Source organism: Mannheimia kashgarensis, assembly GCF_041807705.1.
Lineage (GTDB): Bacteria > Pseudomonadota > Gammaproteobacteria > Enterobacterales > Pasteurellaceae > Mannheimia.
Map to the genome: position 1 here is coordinate 1 of NZ_JBGTYY010000032.1, position 22400 is coordinate 22400.

Consider the following 22400-nt stretch of genomic DNA (forward strand, 5'->3'; position numbering starts at 1 on the left):
AGCAGTTACGCCTGCTACAAACAGCTCTATGAGTTTATGTTGTTTGTACTGACTTAGACGACTTTTTCTCATAAGGTTATCTTAACCTAAATGGAAGTTTTAGTCGTTATCTAGGACAGCCCCTTTTCTTATTTTGATAGGCATACCTCAAAATGAGTAAAAAGACGTTGCCTTCTTTGTTGATAGAGCTAATATAGCATTGTTTTATTAGCTTTATAAAAAGGAGATTATTATGGCTACGCCATCTCAACGTTTTTCTCTTACTTGGGTACTTAATTTATTCGGTACTGCAGTGGGAGCTGGAGTTTTATTTTTACCTATCAATGCAGGTATGGGTGGATTTTATCCATTAGTTGTTATGACCTTATTAGTCGGTCCAATGACTTATTTAGCTCATCGTGGTTTAACACGCTTTGTGCTATCATCAAAAAACAAAGGAAGTGATATCACATCTGTTGTACGAGAGCATTTTGGTGAACAAGCAGGTAAATTGATTACGTTGCTTTACTTTTTTGCTATTTTCCCAATTTTACTGATTTATGGTGTTGGAATTACGAATACTGTTAGTTCTTTTATCGAAAATCAGCTCCACATAACGCCACCGTCTAGAGCAGTATTATCCTTTATTTTAATTGTCGCTATGATTGGTGTGATGTTGCTTAACGAAGAAGTAATGCTAAAAATTACAACTTGTTTAGTATATCCGTTGGTATTAATTTTATTTGGTTTATCCATTTATCTTATTCCGCAATGGAATACTGCGGCGTTACAACAAATGCCAACTACTAGCGATTTCTTAACTACACTTTGGCTAACGATTCCGGTTTTAGTTTTTGCTTTCAACCATTCACCAGCGATTTCCTCATTTGCACTCTCTCAACAAAAACATTACCAAGATGAGCATAAAACAGAAACTGAAGCAGCTAAAGTGTTACGCTCTACCGCATTTATCTTAGTATTATTTGTAATGTTTTTTGTGTTTAGCTGTGTGCTGACGCTAACACCAGCAGAATTAGCCGAAGCAAAAGTACAAAATATCTCGATTTTGTCATACTTAGCAAATAAATTCGATAATCCGATTATTTCCTATTTCGGACCATTAGTGGCATTTTTAGCGATTGGTAGCTCATTCTTTGGGCATTATTTAGGGGCTCGTGAGGGATTAGAAGGTTTAGTGAATCAAATGCGTAAAGAACCTATTGAACCAAACAAATTCCGCAAAATTACAGCTGCTATTTTCTTAGTCATTTTATGGATTGTTGCAACTATTAACCCAAGTATTTTAGGTTTTATTGAGAGCTTAGGTGGTCCAATTATTGCGATGATTTTATTTATTATGCCGGTGTATGCTGTTTACAAAGTGCCAGCCCTTGCTCGCTTTAAAAATGAATTTGGACAGATTTTTGTATTCGTTATGGGCTGTATTGCAATTTCAGCCATTGTGTACGGATTACTGTAATTCGAGTAAAATGCACACTTTTGATTTTATTGTGGGACGTGTTTATGATTAGCGTATTTGATATGTTTAAAGTGGGGATTGGACCTTCCAGTTCCCATACAGTTGGACCGATGAAAGCGGCAAAAGAATTTGTTGATGAGTTGCAAAATCGCAAACTTTTGGCAAAACTTGATCGCTTGAGGGTTGATGTTTATGGCTCGCTATCCCTGACAGGACGTGGACATAATACTGATATTGCTATTATTATGGGGCTAATGGGTTATTTACCCCATAATGTGGATATTGAACGTATCGATAGCACCATTGAAAGCTTAAAACAAAATAAGCAACTGGTGGTTGCAGAAAGTAGTAATGAAGCTAAGCAGATTCAATTTGATTTTTTTGAAGATATGCCTTTTCATAATGATTTCTTGCCGCTACACGAAAATGGCGTGAAGTTCACCACTTTAAGTGGCGAAGAAATCTTATTTGAAAACACTTATTACTCAATTGGTGGCGGATTTATTGTTGATGAGGCAAATTTTGAAAAGGTCAAAGAGAGCGATGTCTCTGTGCCTTTTCCTTATCGCAATGCGGCTGATTTGCTACATCACTGTAAAGAGAATGGGTTGCCTATTTCCTCAATTGTGTGGAAAAATGAGTTGGCACTACGCTCAAAAGAAGAAATTTCGGATTATCTCGCAATGATTTGGCAAACAATGGAAGCCTGCATTGAACGAGGTGTTCATACAGAGGGATTATTGCCTGGTCCACTTAAAGTAGCTCGCCGAGCTTGCTCATTACGCAGAATGTTAGAAGCTAACAGCAAATTTAATACTGATCCTATGCAAATTATCGACTGGGTTAATATGTTTGCTCTTGCGGTTAATGAAGAAAATGCTGCAGGTGGACGAGTGGTAACCGCCCCAACTAATGGTGCTTGTGGAATTGTGCCTGCGGTATTAGCTTATTATCAGAAATTTATCGCCCAACTTAACCAAGAAACAATTGAGCGTTATTTACTCACAACCAGTGTGATAGGTTCTCTTTACAAAATGAATGCATCGATTTCTGGGGCAGAAGTAGGTTGTCAAGGCGAGGTGGGGGTAGCTTGTTCAATGGCAGCAGCAGGGCTTACTGAAATTATGGGCGGTAGTGCAGAACAAGTTTGTATGGCGGCAGAAATTGCGATGGAGCATAATCTCGGCTTAACTTGCGATCCTGTTGGCGGACAAGTACAAGTGCCTTGTATTGAGCGAAATGCGATAGCGTCAGTCAAAGCGATTAATGCAAGTCGAATGGCATTACGTCGAACTTCTTCGCCACAAGTGAGTTTAGATAAAGTGATCGAAACGATGTATGAAACAGGTCGGGATATGAACGCAAAATACCGTGAAACTTCAACGGGTGGTCTAGCGATTAAAGTCTTACCCTGTGATTAAATAAGCAAAGGCTATCTTTTAACAAGATAGCCTTTTAGTTTAACTAAATATTAATGATGGAAATGTCTCATTCCGGTTAATACCATCGCCATACCGTGTTCGTTTGCAGCATCAATTACTTCTTGATCACGCATTGAACCACCTGGGTGGATAACACAAGTAATACCGACTTTTGCCGCTGCATCAATACCATCACGGAATGGGAAGAAAGCATCCGATGCCATCACGCAGCCTGCCACTTGTAAGCCTTCATCTTCTGCTTTAATGCCCGCAATTTTCGCTGAATAAACACGGCTCATTTGCCCTGCACCAATACCGATAGTTTGCCCATCTTTCGCATAGACAATCGCATTTGATTTCACATATTTCGCCACTTTCCAGCAGAAGAGTAAATCTTTTAATTCAGCTTCTGTTGGCTTACGCTCGGAAACGACTTGCAAATCATCGAGAGAAACAGAACCTTGATCCGCATCTTGGACTAATAAGCCGCCATTTACACGTTTGAAATCTAAACGTTTTTGAGCCGTTGAGAACTCGCCACATTCAAGCACACGCACATTTTTCTTGCTGGCTAACACTTCCTTCGCTTTTGTTGAAACGGTTGGGGCAATAATTACTTCCACGAATTGACGTTCTGCAATCGTTTGGGCTGTTTCGCCATCTAATTCACGGTTAAAGGCGATAATGCCACCGAATGCGGAAGTTGGGTCAGTTTGATAAGCTCGGTTATAAGCCTCTAAAATATCCTTACCTAACGCCACGCCACAAGGGTTGGCGTGTTTTACAATCACACAAGCTGGCTCTGTAAATTCTTTCACACATTCAAGAGCGGCATCGGTATCAGCAATATTATTGTAAGAAAGGGCTTTGCCTTGTAATTGCTTAGCCGTTGAAACAGATGCCTCTTTTAGCTCATTTTCCACATAAAATGCCGCATTTTGATGGGCATTTTCGCCATAACGCATTGTCTGTTTACGCACAAAGTTGAGGTTTAAAGTACGAGGGAATTGACCGCACACTTGGGTTAAATCTTCTTCCTCAGCCCCTTGATATGGCGGTACTTTTTGCCCGAAGTAGTTGGCGATCATTGAATCGTATTGTGCAGTATGCTCAAAGGCTTTGATTGCTAAATTGAAACGAGTTTCTAAGGTTAAGCTGTTTTGATTTTGATCCATTTCAGCAAGAATGGCATCAAAATCGTTATTATTCACTACAATCGCTACATCTTTATGATTTTTCGCCGCAGAACGCACCATTGTTGGGCCACCAATATCAATATTTTCGACTGCATCTTCAAGGCTACAATTTGGGTTAGCAACAGTTTGAGCGAAGGGGTAGAGATTCACCACCACCATATCAATACGCTCAATGCCGTGTTGATTCATTACCTCATCATCTGTACCACGACGACCTAAAATCCCACCGTGTACTTTTGGGTGCAGGGTTTTTACACGACCGTCCATCATTTCAGGGAAACCTGTGTAGTCTGATACTTCCGTTACAGGCAAGCCTGCATCTGCTAATAATTTTGCAGTTCCTCCTGTTGAAAGTAATTTTACCCCACGAGCCGATAGCCCACGAGCAAATTCGACAATGCCTTTTTTATCGGACACACTTAATAACGCCTGTTGAATCGCCATTTTCTAAGTTCCTTAAAATGAAGTTAAAAGTTGAAATGAAACGGGCAGTATTATAAAGCAAACGTTTGCTTTTTTCATCTGCAAGCGGTCAGATTTTTAGTAAACTTTGCAAATTCGTTATTTGCAGAACTTCTCAAAGTGCGTAGAATAGCGAAAAAACGGAGGATTTATGATTAAACACAATCTAGAAAATTTTGAATTTGCTTATTTTACGGAAAATAACGTAAAAGCTGGGATACTGCGTTATCGCTACATTAAAGATAATGTTATTGATGCGTACACCACGAGAGTTGATGAAGCCTTTCAAGGCAAGGGAATAGCAGGGGAGTTATATAATGCTCTGATTGCCTTTGCCCAAGAAAAAGGCTTAAAAGTCAAACCAAGTTGTAGTTATATTGATGTAAAAATGCAACGAAGTCATCGAGATTTGATTGCCTAACTAAGAACAAGCGGTCGTAAAAAGTGAGAAATTTACGACCGCTTGTGTTTTACTCCCAATAGAAAGTTATATTTAGTCCCACATTATCCGCAAAAGATTGAATCGATTTACGGCGTTGAGCTGTTGATGAATGTGTGTAGAGATAAATACCGTCTTCAAGTTTAGTAGTGTATGCCATACCATTTGGGCGGTAACAAGGCTCTGAGCCAACACAATGTGTTAAGGTTGGTTTTCCGTTTCTGGTGTAGTTTTCGACTAGCTCTCGATAATGAGAATTTAATAAATGCTTGAAGAAGTTTTTTTGATTATCTCTAAAATTTCTTCCTGAAATTTTAGTGCCATCAGCAAGTTCAATCCAACAATATGGTGCTTCTTCAGATAATTGTTCCTCATCATTCAATTCACTTTCAAAAATATTGATATGAGCCACTTCTTCCATAATTTCTTGCACAATATCAAATACATTTTTGGCTTTGATTTTGCTGGTTTTATCAATATAAGACGTGTTGCCAATTGTTCCATTTTCAAGAATTAAATCGGTATTTTTAAATTCATTAATCAGCATTTTTTCAAGATAATCAGTTTGTGATTTATCTAAATGCCCATCTTCTCGACCAAAGAAAATAATCTTATTCCACCAAATTTTGGTTTCGTCTTTGATATGCTTTGTAATACGATCATAAATCTTACCTGAAGCCTGCCCAATATATCGTCTGTTTTCGCCCAATAAGATATAAATACCTGCTTTATTCGCCTCTTCTAAATTTTTGAGAGCATTGAAATCTGTACGATCAGCAATTACAAAGAAAGCGGGTTCTTTCGTATAAACCGTAATATTATCTCGTCCTCTATCGGTAACAATAACAGTATGAGTAACCATAAATATCTTCTTCCTTATTCATTAAACAACGCCATATAAAACTGATTTTCAAAGGTATTGAGTGGAGCTCGTTTGGTTTTGCTTTCTAGCTCACCTGTGGAGTAGCCGCTTACAAATTGCACGAAAGCAATTCGCTCGCCTCTCACATTTTTCATAAAGCCGGCAAGGTTGTAAACTCCTTTCAGCGAGCCGGTTTTGGCAATTAGATTTTTGGCAAGCGGTTCGGTTGAAATTGAGCCTCTGCCGGAAATTGTGCCGTCCACGCCTGCAATCGGGAAAGTTTCAAACAGTTGTAAGGTTTCTTCATTTTTGGCGATATATTCAAGGGTTTCCAGCATTGTATTGGCACTGATTTGATTATGGCGGGAAAGCCCTGAGCCATCAGCCACTACACTGTTTTTAAAATCAATATTGGCTTTTGATTTCAGAAGTTGTCGAATTACATAACTGCCTAACTGGAATGATGCCGGGCGGTTGTGTTGTTTGTTGGCAACGGTTCTAAACAATGCATCGGCAATTTGATTGTCCGATTTTTTCATCATTTTCTTCAGCAAGACTGGTAATGGCTCTGAGTAGTGTTCAGCCAATACTGTGCCTACTTGTGGCGTTAAAGGCTCTTTTAGCTGACCGTTAAACTCAATACCTAGACTTTTTAAATGCTTGTTGATGATATTCGCTCCGTAATTGGTCGGATCTTGCACCGAAAAACTTAACCCGAACGGCTTAGATTGGCGAGCCATACAGCCTTTAATTTGATAGCGGTTATTATCGTGAACCACTACATCAAGCTGACAAAATGGGGCTTCTTTCGGCTCGACAATATAAGCAGAGCTAAACACTTGCACCGGGTAAGCGGATGGCACATTTACTTTAGCAAATTCGCCAATGGGCTGGTCGGCATTTAAGGTGACATAAAAACAGTTATGATCCACATTAATCGCCGCCGGTGGGGCATTAAAGCACATTGTTAAATCGTTCCAAATCCAGCCAGAGGCTTTGTCGTGGCTGGCAAAAACAGCGGTATCTAAAATTAAATCCCCTTCAATTTTAGTAATGCCTTGTTGCTTTAATTTGCTAATTAATTGATAAATTTGACCGCTTGTAAGCTCAGGATCACCGGTAAAACGAGCTATTAAGTTGCCTTTTAGTACACCATTTTCTACATTGCCATTGGTTAAAAGGGCGGTTTGAAAGCGGAAATCATCACTTAAGGTTAATTTTGCTGCTAATGCTGTAAACACTTTCTGAGTGCTTGCCGGTAGCATAAAAACATCACTTTGATGTTGTGTGATAATCTGGTTAGTGTCTAAATTCTTAGCAATAAAACTGGCTGAAGTGCCTGCTGGCAAGGTTTGAATAAGTTCTTTAACATTAATTTCTGCTTGTGTAATGGTTGGGATAAGGAGCGTAGATAAGATAAATTTCTGAAAAAAAGAGCGAGTGGCGTTTTTAAAAATCATAATAAAAGGGGAGTTGAAATTTTTAGTTAGAAATTGAATAATAGCCCTTTCAATTTCATTCGTAAACCGATAATTTTTAGTAAGGAAACAGATTTAATGAAACAAATTCCTATGACTGTGCGTGGTGCAGAGCAACTGCGTGAAGAATTGGATTTTTTAAAAAACGTACGCCGTCCGCAAATTATTGATGCGATTGCGGAAGCTCGTGAACACGGCGATTTAAAAGAGAATGCTGAATATCACGCAGCCCGTGAGCAACAAGGTTTCTGTGAAGGTCGTATTCAAGAAATTGAGGGCAAATTAGGTAATGCTCAAATTATTGATGTCACCAAAATGACCAACAACGGCAAAGTGATTTTCGGGGCAACCGTTCAATTAGTGAATGCAGAAACGGACGAAGAAGTCACTTACCGCATTGTGGGCGATGATGAAGCGAATATTAAAGAGGGCTTAATTTCTGTAAATTCGCCAATCGCTCGTGGTTTAATTGGGAAAGAAGTGGACGACAGCGTAAGTATTACGACACCGGGTGGACAAGTCGAATTTGATATTGTCGGTGTAGAATATATTTAGTTATTTATTGTTAGGTGTAGGGGCAAATAATTATTTGCCCCTATTTTTATCCACTTAATTAAACAATCTCACTCGGCACGAAGAAATAAGCAATTTCACGTTTTGCTGAGTCTTCAGAATCTGAGCCGTGTACCGAGTTTTCACGCATACTTAACGCATACAGATCACGGATTGTGCCTTTTTCACGATTATCTGGGTTTGTTGCTCCCATTAAAGAGCGGTAATGGCTAATCGCATTTTCGCCCTCTAATACAGCAACAACAATAGGAGCAGAAGTCATAAATTCTACTAAAGGTTCAAAGAACTCTTTGCCTTTGTGTTCTGCATAAAATCCCTCTGCTTGTTCACGAGTTAAATGCAAGCGTTTCAGGGCTTTTACCACAAGCCCATTCTCTTCCAAATGCGAAAGAATTTTACCGATTAAATTACGGCGTGTCGCATCAGGTTTAATAATAGAAAGTGTCTGTTGAATCATCACAATTCTCCTATTTTACTTGCATACCTGGTTGTACACCGCTGTCTGCATCTAATAAGAATAAGTTCGCACCGCCAGTTCCTGCAGATAAAATCATACCTTCAGATAACCCAAATGACATTTTGCGTGGCGCAAGGTTAGCAATGACAACCACGAATCGACCGATTAATTCTTCAGGGTTTGGATAAGCCGCTTTAATGCCAGAGAACACTTGGCGTTTGTGGTCGCCTAAGTCTAATTCAAAACGGAGCATTTTGTCTGATTTTGGAACTGCTTCGCAATGTAATACTTTCGCTGCACGCAGGTCTAGTTTTGCAAAATCATCAATGGTAATTTCTGGGGCAATCGGTTCGATTGCAGAATTTTCTGTATTTTCCACCGCTTGTGTTCCTTTCTTATCTTCTTTTTTTATTTCTTTTTGGGCATCAGCAAATAATGCTTTTGTTTCGTCAATTACCGCATCAATCTGTTTTTTCTCAAGGCGAGAGAACAGAGACTTAAATGGTGCAACGGTATGATCTAATAATGGCGTTGCGATATTATCCCAACGCAATTCCGCTTGTAAGAAGGCTTCTGCACGTTCAGCCAATTTTGGTAATACTGGTTTTAAGTAGCTCATTAACACACGGAATAACTCAATGCCCATTGAACAAACCGCTTGTAATTCAGCCTCTTTGCCCTCTTCTTTGGCAATCACCCAAGGGGCTTTATCATCAATGTATTTGTTCGCTTTATCAGTTAATTCCATAATAGTGCGAATTGCTTTATTAAATTCACGGTTTTCATAGAAATTCGCAATGGTTTCTGCTTGAGAGATAAATTCATTGAATAACTCTTCATCATCTAATTTTGAGGCTAATTTGCCATCAAAACGTTTAGCGATAAAGCCAGCGTTACGAGAGGCAAGGTTCACTAATTTATTCACGATGTCGCTATTTACACGTTGCACGAAATCATCGAGGCTGAAGTCTAAATCTTCAATGCGATCGTTTAATTTTGCTGCATAGTAATAGCGTAAACATTCAGGGTCGATATGTTTCAAATAGGTATTCGCTTGAATAAATGTGCCTCGCGACTTAGACATTTTCGCCCCATCAACGGTTACATACCCGTGAGCAAACACATTGGTCGGCTTGCGATAACCGCTGCCTTCCAACATCGCTGGCCAGAATAGGCTGTGGAAATAAACAATGTCTTTGCCGATAAAGTGATAAAGCTCTGCGGTAGAATCTTTCTTCCAGAATTCATCAAAATCAATGCCTTTGCGGTCACACAGGTTTTTGAATGATGCCATATAACCGATAGGGGCATCTAACCAAACATAGAAGAATTTATTCTCTGTATCTGGAATTTCAAAACCGAAGTAAGGAGCATCACGGCTGATATCCCATTGTTGCAAGCCACTTTCAAACCACTCTTGCATTTTGTTAGCAATTTCAGGTTGAAGCGAGCCAGAACGTGTCCACTCTTTCAACATTCCTTCAAAACTTGGTAGATCAAAGAAGAAATGTTCAGATTCTTTGACTACAGGGGTTGCGCCAGAAACTGCCGAGCGTGGATTAATTAAATCCATCGGACTATAAGTTGAAGCACACACCTCGCAGTTATCGCCATATTGATCTTCCGCTTTACATTTCGGGCAAGTGCCTTTCACGAAACGATCTGGCAAGAACATATTCTTTTCAGGGTCGAAAAGCTGAGAAATCACTTTGCTCTTAATAAAACCATTCACTTTTAATGTGTTATAGATTTCAGTTGTGATTTGGCGGTTTTCTTCGCTGTGGGTAGAGTGATAGTTATCAAAGCTAATATTAAAACCTGCAAAATCTGCTTCGTGGTCGGCTTTCGCTTTTTCGATTAATTGCTCAGGGGTAATGCCTAATTTATCTGCATTAAGCATAATTGGCGTGCCGTGAGCATCGTCTGCACACACAAAGTGAACTTCATTGCCACGCATACGCTGAAAACGTACCCAAATATCCGCTTGAATATGCTCAAGCATATGACCTAAATGAATTGCACCGTTAGCATAAGGCAAGGCACAAGTAACAAGCATTTTTCGTTTTTGGTTAGACATTCTGTTTCTCATTAAAATAAGGGTAAAAATTGTGAATCATTTTAGCGGAAAAGAGAGGATTTTTCTAGTTAGCGTGAATTTATTAGGGCTTTGCGGCAATAAGCGATAAAATAATCGCAAAATTTTGCAAATTTAAGGATAGCTTATGCGAAAAGTAAAGTTATACCGTTACCAATTCCCCATTCAAACAGGCGTAGTGTTACGCAAAAAAAACTTAACCGAACGAGAAGGTTTATTGATCTGCCTTGAAGAAAATGGCGAAATCGCCTGGGGTGAAATTGCACCATTGCCCACCTTCAGTGAAGAAACCTTAGAGCAAGCGGCAAATCAAGCAAAAAACTGGCTAAAAGGTTGGCGAAGCGGGAAAAAATGCTCGCTTGTCAATCTTTTCCCTTCCGTTGCTTTTGGGCTAAGTTGTGCCTTAGCTGAGCTTCATAATATGCTAGGCAAGCAGGGGAATTATCAATCTGCAGTGTTATGTTATGGTGATATAGCAAAAATGCAGAAAACATTCAGCCAAAATGAAAAGCGGGTTGGAAAGCTAAAAGTAGGCGTAGATAGCGAAAAAGAGGGCGAACAAGCGAATTTATTGCTTTCTCATTTCCCAAATTTACAGCTCAGATTAGACGCAAACCGTCAATGGAGCCTGGAACAAGCGGTCAAATTTGCCGAAAAAATTTCAAATGAACATAAGCCACGCATTCAATTTATTGAAGAGCCTTGCCAAACGCCCGAACTTTCTCGCCAATTTGCAGAACAAACTAACATTGCGATTGCGTGGGACGAAACCGTCCGAGAACCTCATTTTGTTGTAAAAAAAGAGCAAAATCTGACCGCTATCATCATTAAACCCACGCTGGTCGGCTCGCTTGAAAAATGTGTGGATTTGATCCAACAAGCTCATTCGCAAGATTTAATGGCAGTAATCAGCTCAAGCCTTGAAAGCAGTTTAGGGCTAACACAACTTGCTCGCATTGCTCAGCAATACACGCCAGACAGCGTGCCAGGTTTAGATACCTTGAATTTAATGCAACATCAATTATTGCGAGCGTGGGAAGGTTCGGCATTGCCGTTGGTGGGGATAGAGAGCGAATTTGTGACTGAGGTTGTGGTATAATCACACTGCTTGCTAAGGCAGAATTTCAGCTCCCCTCTTTAGCAAAGAGGGGAGGGGGAGATTTGGCAGAGCGAATAAACGGAGAAAATAATCAGTATTTTTCAAAGTAATTAAATTTTGTTTATTCTCTAATTATTTATTATCTTTCTTCGCTAATTATTACTGCCAAATCTCCCCTAGCCCCTCTTTGCTAAAGAGGGGAATTATTCAAAATAAACATAGATTAGAAAATATGCGCTTAGATAAATTTATAGCAGAAAATACAGGTTTAACCCGTTCACAGGCCACAAAAGCCCTTAAAAGTGGCGTGGTTACGGTAAATGGCAAAATTGAAAAAAGTGGTTCGGCAAAAATTAGTCAAGAAGATGAAATTTATTACGAAGATCAGAAATTAGAGTGGATGGAAGAGGGGCAATATTTTATGCTCTATAAACCACAAGGCTACATTTGCTCGCACGATGATGGCGAATACCCAACAGTTTTCCAATTCTTTGATTATCCGCTGATGACAAAACTCCATACCGCAGGCAGGCTTGATGTGGATACCACTGGTTTGGTGCTATTAACCGATGATGGTAAATGGTCGCACCGCATTACTTCGCCAAAGCACCACTGCGAGAAAACCTATTTGGTAACGCTGGCTGATCCTGTGGAAGATTTTTATGCGGAAAGATTGGCAGAAGGCATTTTATTAAGGGGCGAGAAAGAGCCGACTTTGCCTGCCCAGCTTGAAATTTTAGACGACTACAACGTGAATTTAACCATTAGCGAAGGGCGTTATCATCAAGTAAAACGTATGTTCGCGGCATTGGGTAATAAAGTAGAAGCGTTACACCGTTGGCGAATTGGTAACATCGTGCTAGATGATGATTTGGCAGAAGGTGAATTTCGTCCACTCACAAAAGAGGAGATAGAGCAATTTTAATGGAAACTAGAAAACCAAGCTTAAGTTTTTTCATCATTTTAGGAATGATGGCAATGCTTCCGCCGCTGGCGATTGATATGTATTTGCCTTCATTTTTAGACATTGCTCGAGATCTCGCCGTTTCCCAAGAAAAAGTGCAAACCACCTTAGCAATATATGCACTCGGTTTTGGTGGTGGGCAACTTTTCTGGGGACCAATGGCAGACAGTTTCGGGCGGAAAGTCATTATTTTAATCGGATTGATAGGCTCGGCAATCGCCGCTTATTTCCTCACTCAAGTAGAAACAATAGAGACCTTTTATCTGCTACGTTTAGCTCAAGGGCTATGTTCTGCTGCACCTGCCGTTGTGCTTGGGGCATTAGTGCGAGATCTGTTTGATCGCAATTTATTTTCTCGCTTAATGTCGATCATTATGATTATTTCTATGCTAGCCCCACTGCTTGCCCCTATTATTGGCGGCTATATTGCGAAATATTTCCACTGGCATTCTGTATTTTATGTAATGGTGGCAATGGGGGGGTTATCTGCCATTCTTATTAGCTGGAAAATCCCCGAAACACTGGTGCCTGAAAAACGTTTGCCGTTAAGTTTTGGCAAAGCATTGAAAAATTTTGCTGGTGTGCTTAGCCATAAACCCACACTTGGCTATGTCTTAATTGGCGGTTTAACCTTTGCCGGTATCTTTTGTTTTCTCACTTCAGGCTCTATTGTTTATATCGGGTTATATGGGGTATCGCAAGAAAACTTCGGTTATTTCTTTGGCTTAAATATGGTTGTGATGGTAACAATGACCGCCATTAATGGCAAAATTGTACTTAAAGTTGGCTCAGAAAATATGTTACGCATTGCACTTGGGCTTCAAATTGCATTTGGGATTTGGCTGGCAATGGTGGCGATGTTTGATTTAGGCTTTTGGGCGATGGCAATCGGTGTGCCGCTTTATATTGGAATGCTTTCTACCATTAATGGTAATGCGAATGCAGCAATTTTAGAGCAATTCCCCGAAATGGCAGGTACTGCAAATGGCGTTGCCGGCACGGCTCGATTTGGCATTGCCTCATTAGTGGGGGCAGGGCTTTCACACATTGCAATTACCAGTGCAGCTCCAATGTTATATGCAATGGCATTCTGCACCATTTTAGCTGGCGTAGTTTATTATTTTCTTTGTTATCAACGCAAATAATATGTAGGTTGGGTTGAGCTTGCGAAAACCCAACCTACTAAGATTTTAAAAAGAGAGAAATCGACTCCAAATGCCCCGTATGCGGGAACATATCAATCATCGCCACTTTTTCTAAACGGTAGCCTAATTGCAGCAGTTTTTCTGCATCTCGCACCAGAGTAGCAGGGTTGCACGAAACATACACAATTCGCTCGGGGTTAAGTGATGCCAAATGATCTAAACAGAACAATGCCCCATTGCGGGCAGGGTCGAGCAGCACTTTGTTAAATGGCTCTTTCGCCCACGCTTTATCGGCAAAAGGCTCATCTAAATTGGTTTGGTAAAATTCCACATTTTTTAGACCGCTTGTAATAGCATTTTGACGAGCTTGCTCCACCATAGGTTCAACGCCTTCTACCCCTACAACGGATTTGGCAAGCTGAGCGATGGGGAGCGTAAAATTGCCCATTCCACAAAAGAGATCTAACACTCGATCATCATTTGAAAGCTCAAGCCATTCAAGGGCTTTTTCCACCATTTTTTGATTGAGTTCCGCATTCACTTGAATAAAATCCCGCACCGAAAAATGCAGTTTTAAGCCTTGAATTTCATAATAAGGCAATTCGCCATAAAGATGTTCGATCTGATGTTCTTCACTCATCACAAAAAGCGATAAATTTTCTTGTTTAGCGAATTGCTGTAAATTCTCACTATCTTGTGCCGATAATGCCCCTAAATGACGTAAAAATAGCGTAATAGTGTTATCGGCTTGTACTAATTCAATATGCCCTAACTTTTTCTGATGTTGCCAATTTGCGACTAATTCTTGCAATTTAGGCAAAAGTTGAGAAAGTGGTTCGACTAACACTTCGCAATTTGCAAGCGGTATGATTTGGTTAGAATTTTGCAAACGAAAGCCCATTGCCAATTTACCGTTTTGAATAGCAATGCTGAGTTTTGCTCGGCGGCGATAGCTTTTATCTTTCCCGGAAATCATCGGCTGAAAATGAATTTCTTCAACTTGTAGTTTTTGTAAACGATGAAATAAAGCGTGTTGTTTCGCTTCACGTTGTAATTCCAACGAAATATGCTGCATTTGGCAGCCGCCGCACTTGTCATAAAGCTCACAGCTTGGCGTTCTTCGATTTGCAGATTTTTGGAGAATTTTAACCGCTTGCCCACGTCCGTATTGGCGTTTTTCTTCCAACACCTTGAATTCAACTTGTTCGCTTGGCAACGCATTTTCAATAAACCACGTTTTGCCGTTAATTTTGGCAATACCTAATCCTTGATAGTCTAACGATTGAATTTGTGCGGTTTGGCAAGCGGTCGATTTTTGTGATTTTTTTGCAGATTTTTCGGAATAAAAAATAGCCATTGTTTTAGTGTAAATTGTTGTGATATAAAGTAAAAATTAACCCTATTATATAAGAAAAGCATTTGGTGGAAAACGGAGGCAATATGATTTCAGCAGTGTGGACGGAACGTTATTTGGCAGATAAAAAACGAGAGCAGGATCATCGCTCGCCGTTCCAGCGAGATAGAGCAAGGTTATTGCATTCGGAAGCGTTTCGTTGCTTACAGGCGAAAACGCAAATTCACGCCGTGGGGGAGGACGATTTTTATCGCACTCGTTTAACCCATTCCCTTGAGGTTGCACAAATTGGCAGTAGTTTGCGTGAAAAATTATTAGAAGACAAAGCTGGCTTTCAAGCGGTCTGCTCTGATCCAAATTTTGCAAAAAACGAAGAAAATCTGACCGCTTTATTGCCTTCCCGTAGCTTGATTGAATCGCTCTGTTTTGCTCACGATCTCGGACATCCCCCTTTCGGACACGGCGGCGAGATGGCTTTAAATTATAAAATGCACGAATTTGGTGGCTTTGAGGGCAATGCTCAATCTTTCCGCATTATGACTCAGCTTGAGCCTTACACCGAAAAGGCTGGTATGAATTTAACCCGCCGTACACTGCTTGGAGTGATGAAATATCCATCATTGTTGTCTGCCAGTTCTCCCGCTTTTCCTGCGGTAGTGGAAGAGGCTCGTCATATCAACCTACACCATTTTCCGCAAAGCAAAGGGATTTTTGATGACGACAAGCACTTTTTCGATTGGGTGTTAGCTCCGTTAAGTGAAAAAGATAAGCAACAATTCTGCTCGGTTGAGCCAAATAAAGATCCGAAACAGCCAAATAAAACTCGCTATAAATCCCTTGATTGTAGCATTATGGAGCTGGCGGACGACATTGCCTACGGCGTTCACGATTTAGAAGATGCGATTGTTGGCGGAATGGTAACGCCACAATCTTGGCAAAATGCAGAAAAGTTACTGAAAGGATGCGGTTCAGAGTGGATCAAAGAGCGTTTGCCTGAAATGAGTAACAAATTGTTTTCTCAACACCGTTATGAACGCAAAGATGTGATCGGGGCGTTAGTGAATCACTTTATTACCAATGTACTTTGGAAAGAACTACCTGAATTTAATGAACCGCTGCTCCGTTATAATGCCTATTTGCCTCAAAATGTCTATTGTGTGCTGAAAATTCTAAAAGATTTTGTGTACCAATATGTGATTTGTGATGCCAAAACTCAGCGAGTGGAACGAAAAGGGCAGCGTATTTTGATGGAGCTATTTGATATTTTAAGCAGCGACCCAATGCGATTATTACCTAATAACGTGCGTGAACGTTGGCAAAACTCGGAAGAAACTAAACGAGCAAGGGTGATCTGTGATTATCTTGCGAGTATGTCTGACGGGCAAGCGTTTAAGCTTTTTAAAAATTTTTAACAAATTATTAAAATTAAGTGAACTAATTGCAATTGATTCGGTCCTAAATAGCAAGTTGATTGATTTAATCAACTATTAACACAACAATAAAAGAATGGGAGATTCTTATGAAAAAGTTAAATAAAGCATTATTAATTCTTACTACTTTTGCTTCTGCAACCGCATTTGCTCAAGCAGTCGCTGTACCAGATGAAATCTATCAGCCACAAGGTGAGTTAATCAAATCAGAGCTTCAAGGTAAGAATGAATTTGAGGTTGAATACCACGTTAAAGGAACTGATGTTCGCGGTTTAGCTGAAAAAGCAATTGCACACGCAAAAAGCAAAGGTTTTGACTTAGTTAAATCTGAAATTAAAGATAGAGATGCAGATTTAAAATTTAAGCGTAACAAGCAAGAATTAGAGATTGATATTGAATTAGAAGGCAACGATCGTATTGAATATAAAGCAGAATTAGATTTAGACAATAAATAATTTGCAAAATCTAAATTAAAAAAGACCGCTTGTGTGTTTTAACCGCATAAGCGGTCTTTTTCTTATACTTTTTTGTAAAAATAGTGAAGCAGGTGGCGGGGAGAATTTGCTAAAATAGCCTTAAAAATAACAATGAAATAACTTTAGAGGAAAAGAATGTTTTTAGTTGGTCAGCGTTGGCTAAGTGAATCGGAAAATAATTTAGGTTTAGGTATTGTAAAAGCAGTGGATCATCGCACTGTTACCATCAATTTCCTTGCAGCAGAAGAAGAGCGAGTGTATGCGATTTCAGTTGCTCCTTTAACCCGTGTGCAATTTCAAGCAGGCGATAGAATTAGTAGCCTCGAAGGCTGGCAACTTGATGTGACTGATGTGGTTGAAAATCAAGGTGTTGCGATTTATTTGGGGAAAAGGGTAGATAACGGAGAAGAAGCTGTTTTACCTGAAATGCAGCTTGATCATAAAATTAGCTTTAGCAAACCGCAAGATAGACTTTTCTCGGCACAGATTGATCGTAGTGATCGCTTTGCCTTACGTTTTCGTGCATTAGAACATCAGCAAGCTCAATATCAATCACCTTTAAGAGGCTTGCGTGGTATTCGAGCGAGCCTCATTCCACACCAATTACACATTGCCAAAGAAGTGGGGCAGCGTTTATCGCCTCGTGTTTTGCTTGCCGATGAAGTGGGTTTAGGTAAAACCATTGAAGCAGGAATGATTTTACAGCAACAGCTTTTCAGCGGCAGAGCCGAGCGTGTGCTTGTGCTTGTGCCGGAAAGTTTGCAACATCAATGGCTGGTGGAAATGCTTCGCCGTTTTAATCTGAAATTCTCATTGTTTGATGAAGAACGCTGTGGCGATTTCGATAAAGAAGATGAAAATGGCGATAATATAAGTGAAAATCCGTTTGAGAGCGAATCGTTGGTGATTACTTCGCTGAACTGGCTAGAAACCGCACCGCAACGAGCAAAACAAGTGCTTGATGCCGAGTGGGATTTGCTGATTGTTGATGAAGCCCATCATCTCGAATGGTCGGAAGAACAGCCTTCTGTGGGTTATCAGTTTGTAGAACAGTTAGCGAAAAATATTCCTTCGGTGTTACTTTTAACCGCTACGCCTGAACAGTTAGGGCAAGAGAGCCATTTTGCTCGCCTTGCTCTGTTAGATTCTGACCGTTTCTATGATTACAACCAATTTGTTACGGAACAAACTCAATACCAACCTGTTGCTGATGCGGTAGCGACATTATTAAATGATAAACCACTTACCAATGATGAGCAGAATACCATTGCAGACTTATTGAGTGAGCAAGATACCGAGCCGATGTTCCGAGCTATTAATAGCAAAAAATCGGACGAAAATGACCGCTTGCAAGCTCGCCAAGAGCTGATTAGTGAATTAATTGATAGGCACGGCACAAGCCGAGTGTTGTTTAGAAATACGCGACAAGGTGTGAAAGGTTTCCCTCATCGTGAATACCACCAAATCAGTCTAGAAATGCCGAAACAATACCAAAATGCATTAAAAGTAATGGGAATAATGGGAAGAGTGAGTCAAGCAGACTTGCTTTATCCAGAATACTTATTCCAGCGAATGAACCCAAATGCGAAGTGGGTGGATTTTGACCCTCGCATTGAATGGCTGATAACGTTTTTGAAAAATCATCGCGATGAAAAAGTGCTGGTTATCTGCAAACAAGCAGAGACAGCCATTGCGTTAGAGCAAGTGCTGCGTGAGCGTGAGGCTATTCGCTCGGCAGTGTTTCACGAGAAAATGTCGATTGTGGAACGGGATAAAGCAGCGGCTTATTTCGCTCAACAAGAAGATGGAGCACAAGTGCTGATTAGCTCAAGCATTGGATCAGAAGGACGAAACTTCCAATTTGCTAAAGACTTAGTGCTGTTTAATTTACCTGATAATCCTGATTTATTGGAACAAAGTATCGGGCGTTTAGACCGTATCGGACAGAAAAATGATATTCAAATTTATGTGCCGTGCTTTAACCATTCCGCCCAACAAATGCTGGCGGAGTGGTATCACAAAGGCTTGAATGCGTTTGGAGAAACCTGCCCAATGGGAACAGCGATTTTCCGTGAATTTAATGAAGAATTACACGATTTCTTGAAAAATCCTGAACTTTCGGAACACTTTGACGACTTTTTAGCGAAAACCCATAAACGCCATCAACAATTAAAAGCAGAATTAGAAAAAGGGCGAGATAGATTATTAGAGCTTAATTCTAATGGTGGAGAAATCGCTCAACAGCTTGCGATGGATATTGCCAAAGAGGATAATAATCCGCACCTCGTGAATTTTGCCTTGAATTTATTTGATGTGATTGGAGTAGAGCAAGAAGATTTAGGCGAGCAGAGCATTGTGATTAGCCCAACAGGGCATATGCTAGTGCCAGATTTCCCGGGGGTATCAGAAGATGGCACAACCATTACGTTTGACCGTGAATTAGCCTTAATGCGTGAAGACGTGGAATTTCTCACTTGGGATCACCCGATGATCCGTAATGGGATAGATTTAATTACTTCTGGCGATATTGGTAAATCAGCCGTTTCATTGCTAGTAAATAATAAATTACCTACTGGCACACTATTACTTGAAGCAATTTATATTGTGGAAACACAAGCTCCTAAAGGCTTGAATTTAACCCGTTTCTTGCCACCAACGCCAATTCGCATTTTGGTGGATAACAAAGGCAATAATATTGCTCCACAAGTACCGTTTGCAGGGCTTGAACGCCAGTTAAAACCTGTAAATAAACAGATGGCAAATAAAATTGCGAAAATGGCACGAGCAGATATTGAGAAGCTGATTAAAGCAAGTGAAAAAGCCGTGCTACCTCAAGTGCAACAAGTGATTGAAGCTGCCACATTTGAGGCAAACAGTAAATTAAAAGCAGAATTACACCGCTTGGAATCGCTCAAAATGGTGAATAAAAATATTCGAACCGATGAGGTGGAGGCGTTAGATCAGCAGCTTAATGAAACCTTAGCACAAATCGCCCTTGCGAATTACCGTTTGGATTGTTTGCGTGTGATTGTGAGTAATAAAGAGTAGCTTAAATATATGGCATTAATTGAATACAACCCACCGTTAGAGCCTTTTTTAGATGAGGTCTATCGGGATAATTACATTTTAGTCATCAATAAACCGAGCGGTTTGCTTTCTGTGCCGGGTAATCAGCCTGAGTATTATGACAGTGCAATGACCCGTGTGCAGAAAAAATATGGCTTTACCGAGCCAGCTCATCGCCTTGATATGGCAACAAGCGGTATTCTTTTATTCGCACTTAGCAAGGCAGCTGAAAAAGAACTAAAGCGACAATTTCGTGAACGTGAGCCGAAAAAACATTATATAGCCTTACTTTGGGGCAAATTGGGTGAGAAAGTAGGGGATACTGGTGAAATGAATTTTCCGCTGATTTGCGATTGGGAAAATCGCCCTCGCCAGAAAATTTGTTATGAGCGAGGCAAGAAAGCGATTACCCATTATGAAGTATTGGCTCATTACCCGAATAATACTACTCGGGTAAAGCTCACGCCTATTACGGGACGTTCGCACCAGCTAAGAGTACATAGTTTGGCGTTAGGGCACCCCATTCTTGGCGATAAATTTTATGCTAATCCGTTGGCGAAAAGTCTAGCTCCTCGCTTATATTTACACGCAGAATCGCTTACTATCACTCACCCGATAACGAACGAGGTAATCACGTTTACTGCGGAGCCAGCGTTTTAAACTATTTCAACAAACTTCTGTAATAATCCCAATCAAAATATTGCCCTGGGTCGATTTTTCGCTCTGGGGCAATATTGCTATGCCCTATAATTCGTTCATCAGTAATTTGCGGATAGTTTTCCTGAATGGATTGTGTGAGTTTTGCCAAAGCACGATATTGTGCTTTAGTAAAGGGTTGATTATTGCTCCCTTCAAGCTCAATGCCAATCGAGTATTCATTACATTTTTCCCGCCCCTCAAAGCAAGACACACCTGCGTGCCACGCCATATCATTAAAATTTACATATTGGGTAATTTCCCCTTTACGATTAATTAAACAATGGGCGGAAACTCGTAGATCTTTGATCTCTTCAAAATAAGGGTGGAGGCTTGGGTCTAGTTTGCCTTGAAAAAAGAGATCGATAAAATCGCCCCCAAACTCTTCAGGCGGTAGGCTAATATAGTGAATAACCAACAATGAAATATCATCTTCATTCGCTCTAGGGCTAAAATGGGGTGATGGCACTTGTTTTTGATGAACTAAACAGCCGTTCTCAATTTTTAATTTTTGCATAGTTTAAAGAGGGTAAATACGGTAAAATTAGGTTTAACGACATTTTACAAGAAAAGAGAAAATTATGCTCAGTTATCGCCACAGTTTCCACGCAGGCAACCACGCCGATGTATTAAAACATATTGTCCAACTTTTAATTTTACGTTCCTTAAAAGAGAAGGAAAAAGGCTTTTTATATCTTGATACCCACTCAGGTGTTGGGCGTTATAGCTTGCTGAGTTTTGAATCCGAAAAAACAGGCGAGTATTTAGAAGGTGTGGCTCGTTTATGGGAGCGTGATGATTTGCCAGAAGAAGTATCTCTTTACATTGATGAGCTGAAAAAAATTAACCGTGGTGGAAAGCTGAAATACTACGCAGGTTCGCCACTTTTAGCAGTTCAGCAGTTGCGTGAGCAAGACAGAGCGATTTTAACCGAACTTCACCCGAATGATTTTCCGTTATTACGCCAAGAATTTGCCAAAGCGAAAAATGTACAAACCAAGCGTGAAAATGGCTTTCAGCAATTAAAATCAGCATTACCGCCAAAAGAGCGTCGTGGATTTGTGCTGATCGACCCGCCTTATGAATTAAAAGAAGATTATGAGCTGGTAGTAAAAGCGATTGAAGAAGGCTATAAACGCTTTGCTACAGGTGTTTATGCGATTTGGTATCCAGTGGTACTTCGCCAGCATACTAAACGCATTGTGCGTGGTTTAACGGAAACAGGTATTCGCAAAATTCTGCAAATTGAATTAGCTGTTCGCCCAGATAGCGACCAACGAGGAATGACCGCAAGCGGAATGATTGTAATCAACCCACCTTGGCAGCTAGAAGCTCAGATGAAAAAAATTCTGCCTTATTTAACGGAAGTACTTGTGCCAGAAGGAACAGGATCTTGGACGGTGGAGTGGATTACACCAGAGTAGATTTTGAGTTCTGTAGGGGCGGGTCCTGTGCCCGCTCGAATATCATCTAATGATTGGTGGGCAGACACAGGACCCGCCCCTTGTATATCTCAAATGAGTTAAACTAAGCAACACAACCCGTTATCGGTATCTCGTCTCGTCCCTTGAAAGCACTTCGTTGTGTAGCTTAGAGAGCCGACAACTTTCATCACAAAAACCGAACAGTTGCACGAACACAACCCGAATACAAGGCAGGTTACGATGAATGAACTTAATTTCTGTGGCATTGATGTTGCTAAACGTAGTTTTGTTGTCGGTATCAGCA

19 protein-coding genes and 1 pseudogene are annotated in these 22400 nt (G+C 40.3%); 12 read left to right on the plus strand and 8 right to left on the minus strand.

What is annotated here, in order from left to right; translation table 11 throughout:
* A pseudogene (locus ACERCF_RS10670) lies at positions 1-72 on the minus strand (IS1595 family transposase); the annotation flags it as partial.
* Between the two features lie 160 nt (positions 73-232).
* Between ACERCF_RS10670 and ACERCF_RS10675 the strand changes: the two are divergent.
* Positions 233-1459, plus strand: coding sequence for a serine/threonine transporter (locus tag ACERCF_RS10675; protein ID WP_373625558.1), 1227 nt, complete (start codon positions 233-235; stop codon positions 1457-1459).
* A gap of 44 nt (positions 1460-1503) precedes the next feature.
* Positions 1504-2880: an L-serine ammonia-lyase gene (locus tag ACERCF_RS10680; protein WP_373625559.1), complete on the plus strand. Its 1377-nt coding sequence runs from the start codon at positions 1504-1506 to the stop codon at positions 2878-2880.
* Positions 2881-2930: 50 nt separating this feature from the next.
* Here the strand turns inward: ACERCF_RS10680 and purH are convergent, their stop codons facing one another.
* On the minus strand, positions 2931-4520 hold the full coding sequence (purH, locus tag ACERCF_RS10685) for a bifunctional phosphoribosylaminoimidazolecarboxamide formyltransferase/IMP cyclohydrolase (protein ID WP_373625560.1): 1590 nt from the start codon (positions 4518-4520) through the stop codon (positions 2931-2933).
* A 169-nt stretch (positions 4521-4689) separates the two neighbouring features.
* On the opposite strand from purH, the gene ACERCF_RS10690 reads away from it, so the two are divergent.
* Positions 4690-4959 carry a GNAT family N-acetyltransferase gene (locus tag ACERCF_RS10690; protein WP_373625561.1) on the plus strand — a complete coding sequence of 90 codons (270 nt, stop codon included), beginning with the start codon at positions 4690-4692 and terminating at the stop codon, positions 4957-4959.
* 49 nt (positions 4960-5008) lie between these two features.
* Here the strand turns inward: ACERCF_RS10690 and ACERCF_RS10695 are convergent, their stop codons facing one another.
* Complete coding sequence (locus tag ACERCF_RS10695; protein ID WP_373625562.1) at positions 5009-5839, minus strand: GIY-YIG nuclease family protein; 831 nt, start codon at positions 5837-5839, stop codon at positions 5009-5011.
* Between the two features lie 14 nt (positions 5840-5853).
* Entirely contained in the window at positions 5854-7299 is a 1446-nt protein-coding gene (gene dacB, locus ACERCF_RS10700; RefSeq protein ID WP_373625563.1) for a serine-type D-Ala-D-Ala carboxypeptidase, read from the minus strand.
* A 96-nt stretch (positions 7300-7395) separates the two neighbouring features.
* Between dacB and greA the strand changes: the two genes are divergently transcribed.
* Entirely contained in the window at positions 7396-7872 is a 477-nt protein-coding gene (greA, locus tag ACERCF_RS10705; RefSeq protein WP_373610870.1) for a transcription elongation factor GreA, read from the plus strand.
* Positions 7873-7930: 58 nt separating this feature from the next.
* Here greA and ndk read toward each other — a convergent pair whose 3' ends face one another.
* Both ndk and metG read right to left on the minus strand, forming a co-directional pair.
* The gene (ndk, locus tag ACERCF_RS10710) at positions 7931-8347 is read right to left on the minus strand and encodes a nucleoside-diphosphate kinase (protein ID WP_373610869.1); all 417 of its coding nucleotides are present in this window, start codon (positions 8345-8347) and stop codon (positions 7931-7933) included.
* A 10-nt stretch (positions 8348-8357) separates the two neighbouring features.
* Entirely contained in the window at positions 8358-10424 is a 2067-nt protein-coding gene (metG, locus tag ACERCF_RS10715) for a methionine--tRNA ligase (RefSeq protein ID WP_373625564.1), read from the minus strand.
* A 145-nt stretch (positions 10425-10569) separates the two neighbouring features.
* Between metG and menC the strand changes: the two genes are divergently transcribed.
* From menC to ACERCF_RS10730, 3 genes are all read left to right on the plus strand, one after another.
* Positions 10570-11541: an o-succinylbenzoate synthase gene (gene menC / locus ACERCF_RS10720; RefSeq protein ID WP_373625565.1), complete on the plus strand. Its 972-nt coding sequence runs from the start codon at positions 10570-10572 to the stop codon at positions 11539-11541.
* A 232-nt stretch (positions 11542-11773) separates the two neighbouring features.
* The gene (gene rsuA, locus ACERCF_RS10725) at positions 11774-12466 is read left to right on the plus strand and encodes a 16S rRNA pseudouridine(516) synthase RsuA (RefSeq protein WP_373610866.1); all 693 of its coding nucleotides are present in this window, start codon (positions 11774-11776) and stop codon (positions 12464-12466) included.
* Positions 12466-13650, plus strand: a complete 1185-nt coding sequence (locus tag ACERCF_RS10730) for a Bcr/CflA family multidrug efflux MFS transporter (protein ID WP_373610865.1) — start codon at positions 12466-12468, stop codon at positions 13648-13650. The genes rsuA and ACERCF_RS10730 overlap by 1 nt, the downstream gene beginning before the upstream one ends.
* A gap of 37 nt (positions 13651-13687) precedes the next feature.
* Here the strand turns inward: ACERCF_RS10730 and rlmD are convergent, their stop codons facing one another.
* Positions 13688-15007, minus strand: a complete 1320-nt coding sequence (gene rlmD / locus ACERCF_RS10735; protein WP_373625566.1) for a 23S rRNA (uracil(1939)-C(5))-methyltransferase RlmD — start codon at positions 15005-15007, stop codon at positions 13688-13690.
* A gap of 83 nt (positions 15008-15090) precedes the next feature.
* On the opposite strand from rlmD, the gene ACERCF_RS10740 reads away from it, so the two are divergent.
* From ACERCF_RS10740 to rluA, 4 genes are all read left to right on the plus strand, one after another.
* On the plus strand, positions 15091-16416 hold the full coding sequence (locus ACERCF_RS10740; protein WP_373610863.1) for an anti-phage deoxyguanosine triphosphatase: 1326 nt from the start codon (positions 15091-15093) through the stop codon (positions 16414-16416).
* Between the two features lie 107 nt (positions 16417-16523).
* Positions 16524-16889, plus strand: coding sequence for a hypothetical protein (locus tag ACERCF_RS10745; protein ID WP_373610862.1), 366 nt, complete (start codon positions 16524-16526; stop codon positions 16887-16889).
* A gap of 156 nt (positions 16890-17045) precedes the next feature.
* The gene (rapA, locus tag ACERCF_RS10750) at positions 17046-19958 is read left to right on the plus strand and encodes an RNA polymerase-associated protein RapA (RefSeq protein WP_373625567.1); all 2913 of its coding nucleotides are present in this window, start codon (positions 17046-17048) and stop codon (positions 19956-19958) included.
* Between the two features lie 9 nt (positions 19959-19967).
* Positions 19968-20636 (plus strand): bifunctional tRNA pseudouridine(32) synthase/23S rRNA pseudouridine(746) synthase RluA, encoded by a 669-nt coding sequence (rluA, locus tag ACERCF_RS10755; RefSeq protein WP_373625568.1) that lies wholly within the window; start codon positions 19968-19970, stop codon positions 20634-20636.
* Position 20637: 1 nt separating this feature from the next.
* Here the strand turns inward: rluA and ampD are convergent, their stop codons facing one another.
* Positions 20638-21189: a 1,6-anhydro-N-acetylmuramyl-L-alanine amidase AmpD gene (gene ampD, locus ACERCF_RS10760; RefSeq protein WP_373625569.1), complete on the minus strand. Its 552-nt coding sequence runs from the start codon at positions 21187-21189 to the stop codon at positions 20638-20640.
* 64 nt (positions 21190-21253) lie between these two features.
* On the opposite strand from ampD, the gene ACERCF_RS10765 reads away from it, so the two are divergent.
* On the plus strand, positions 21254-22096 hold the full coding sequence (locus ACERCF_RS10765) for a 23S rRNA (adenine(2030)-N(6))-methyltransferase RlmJ (RefSeq protein ID WP_373610858.1): 843 nt from the start codon (positions 21254-21256) through the stop codon (positions 22094-22096).
* The last annotated feature ends 304 nt before the right edge of the window (positions 22097-22400 follow it).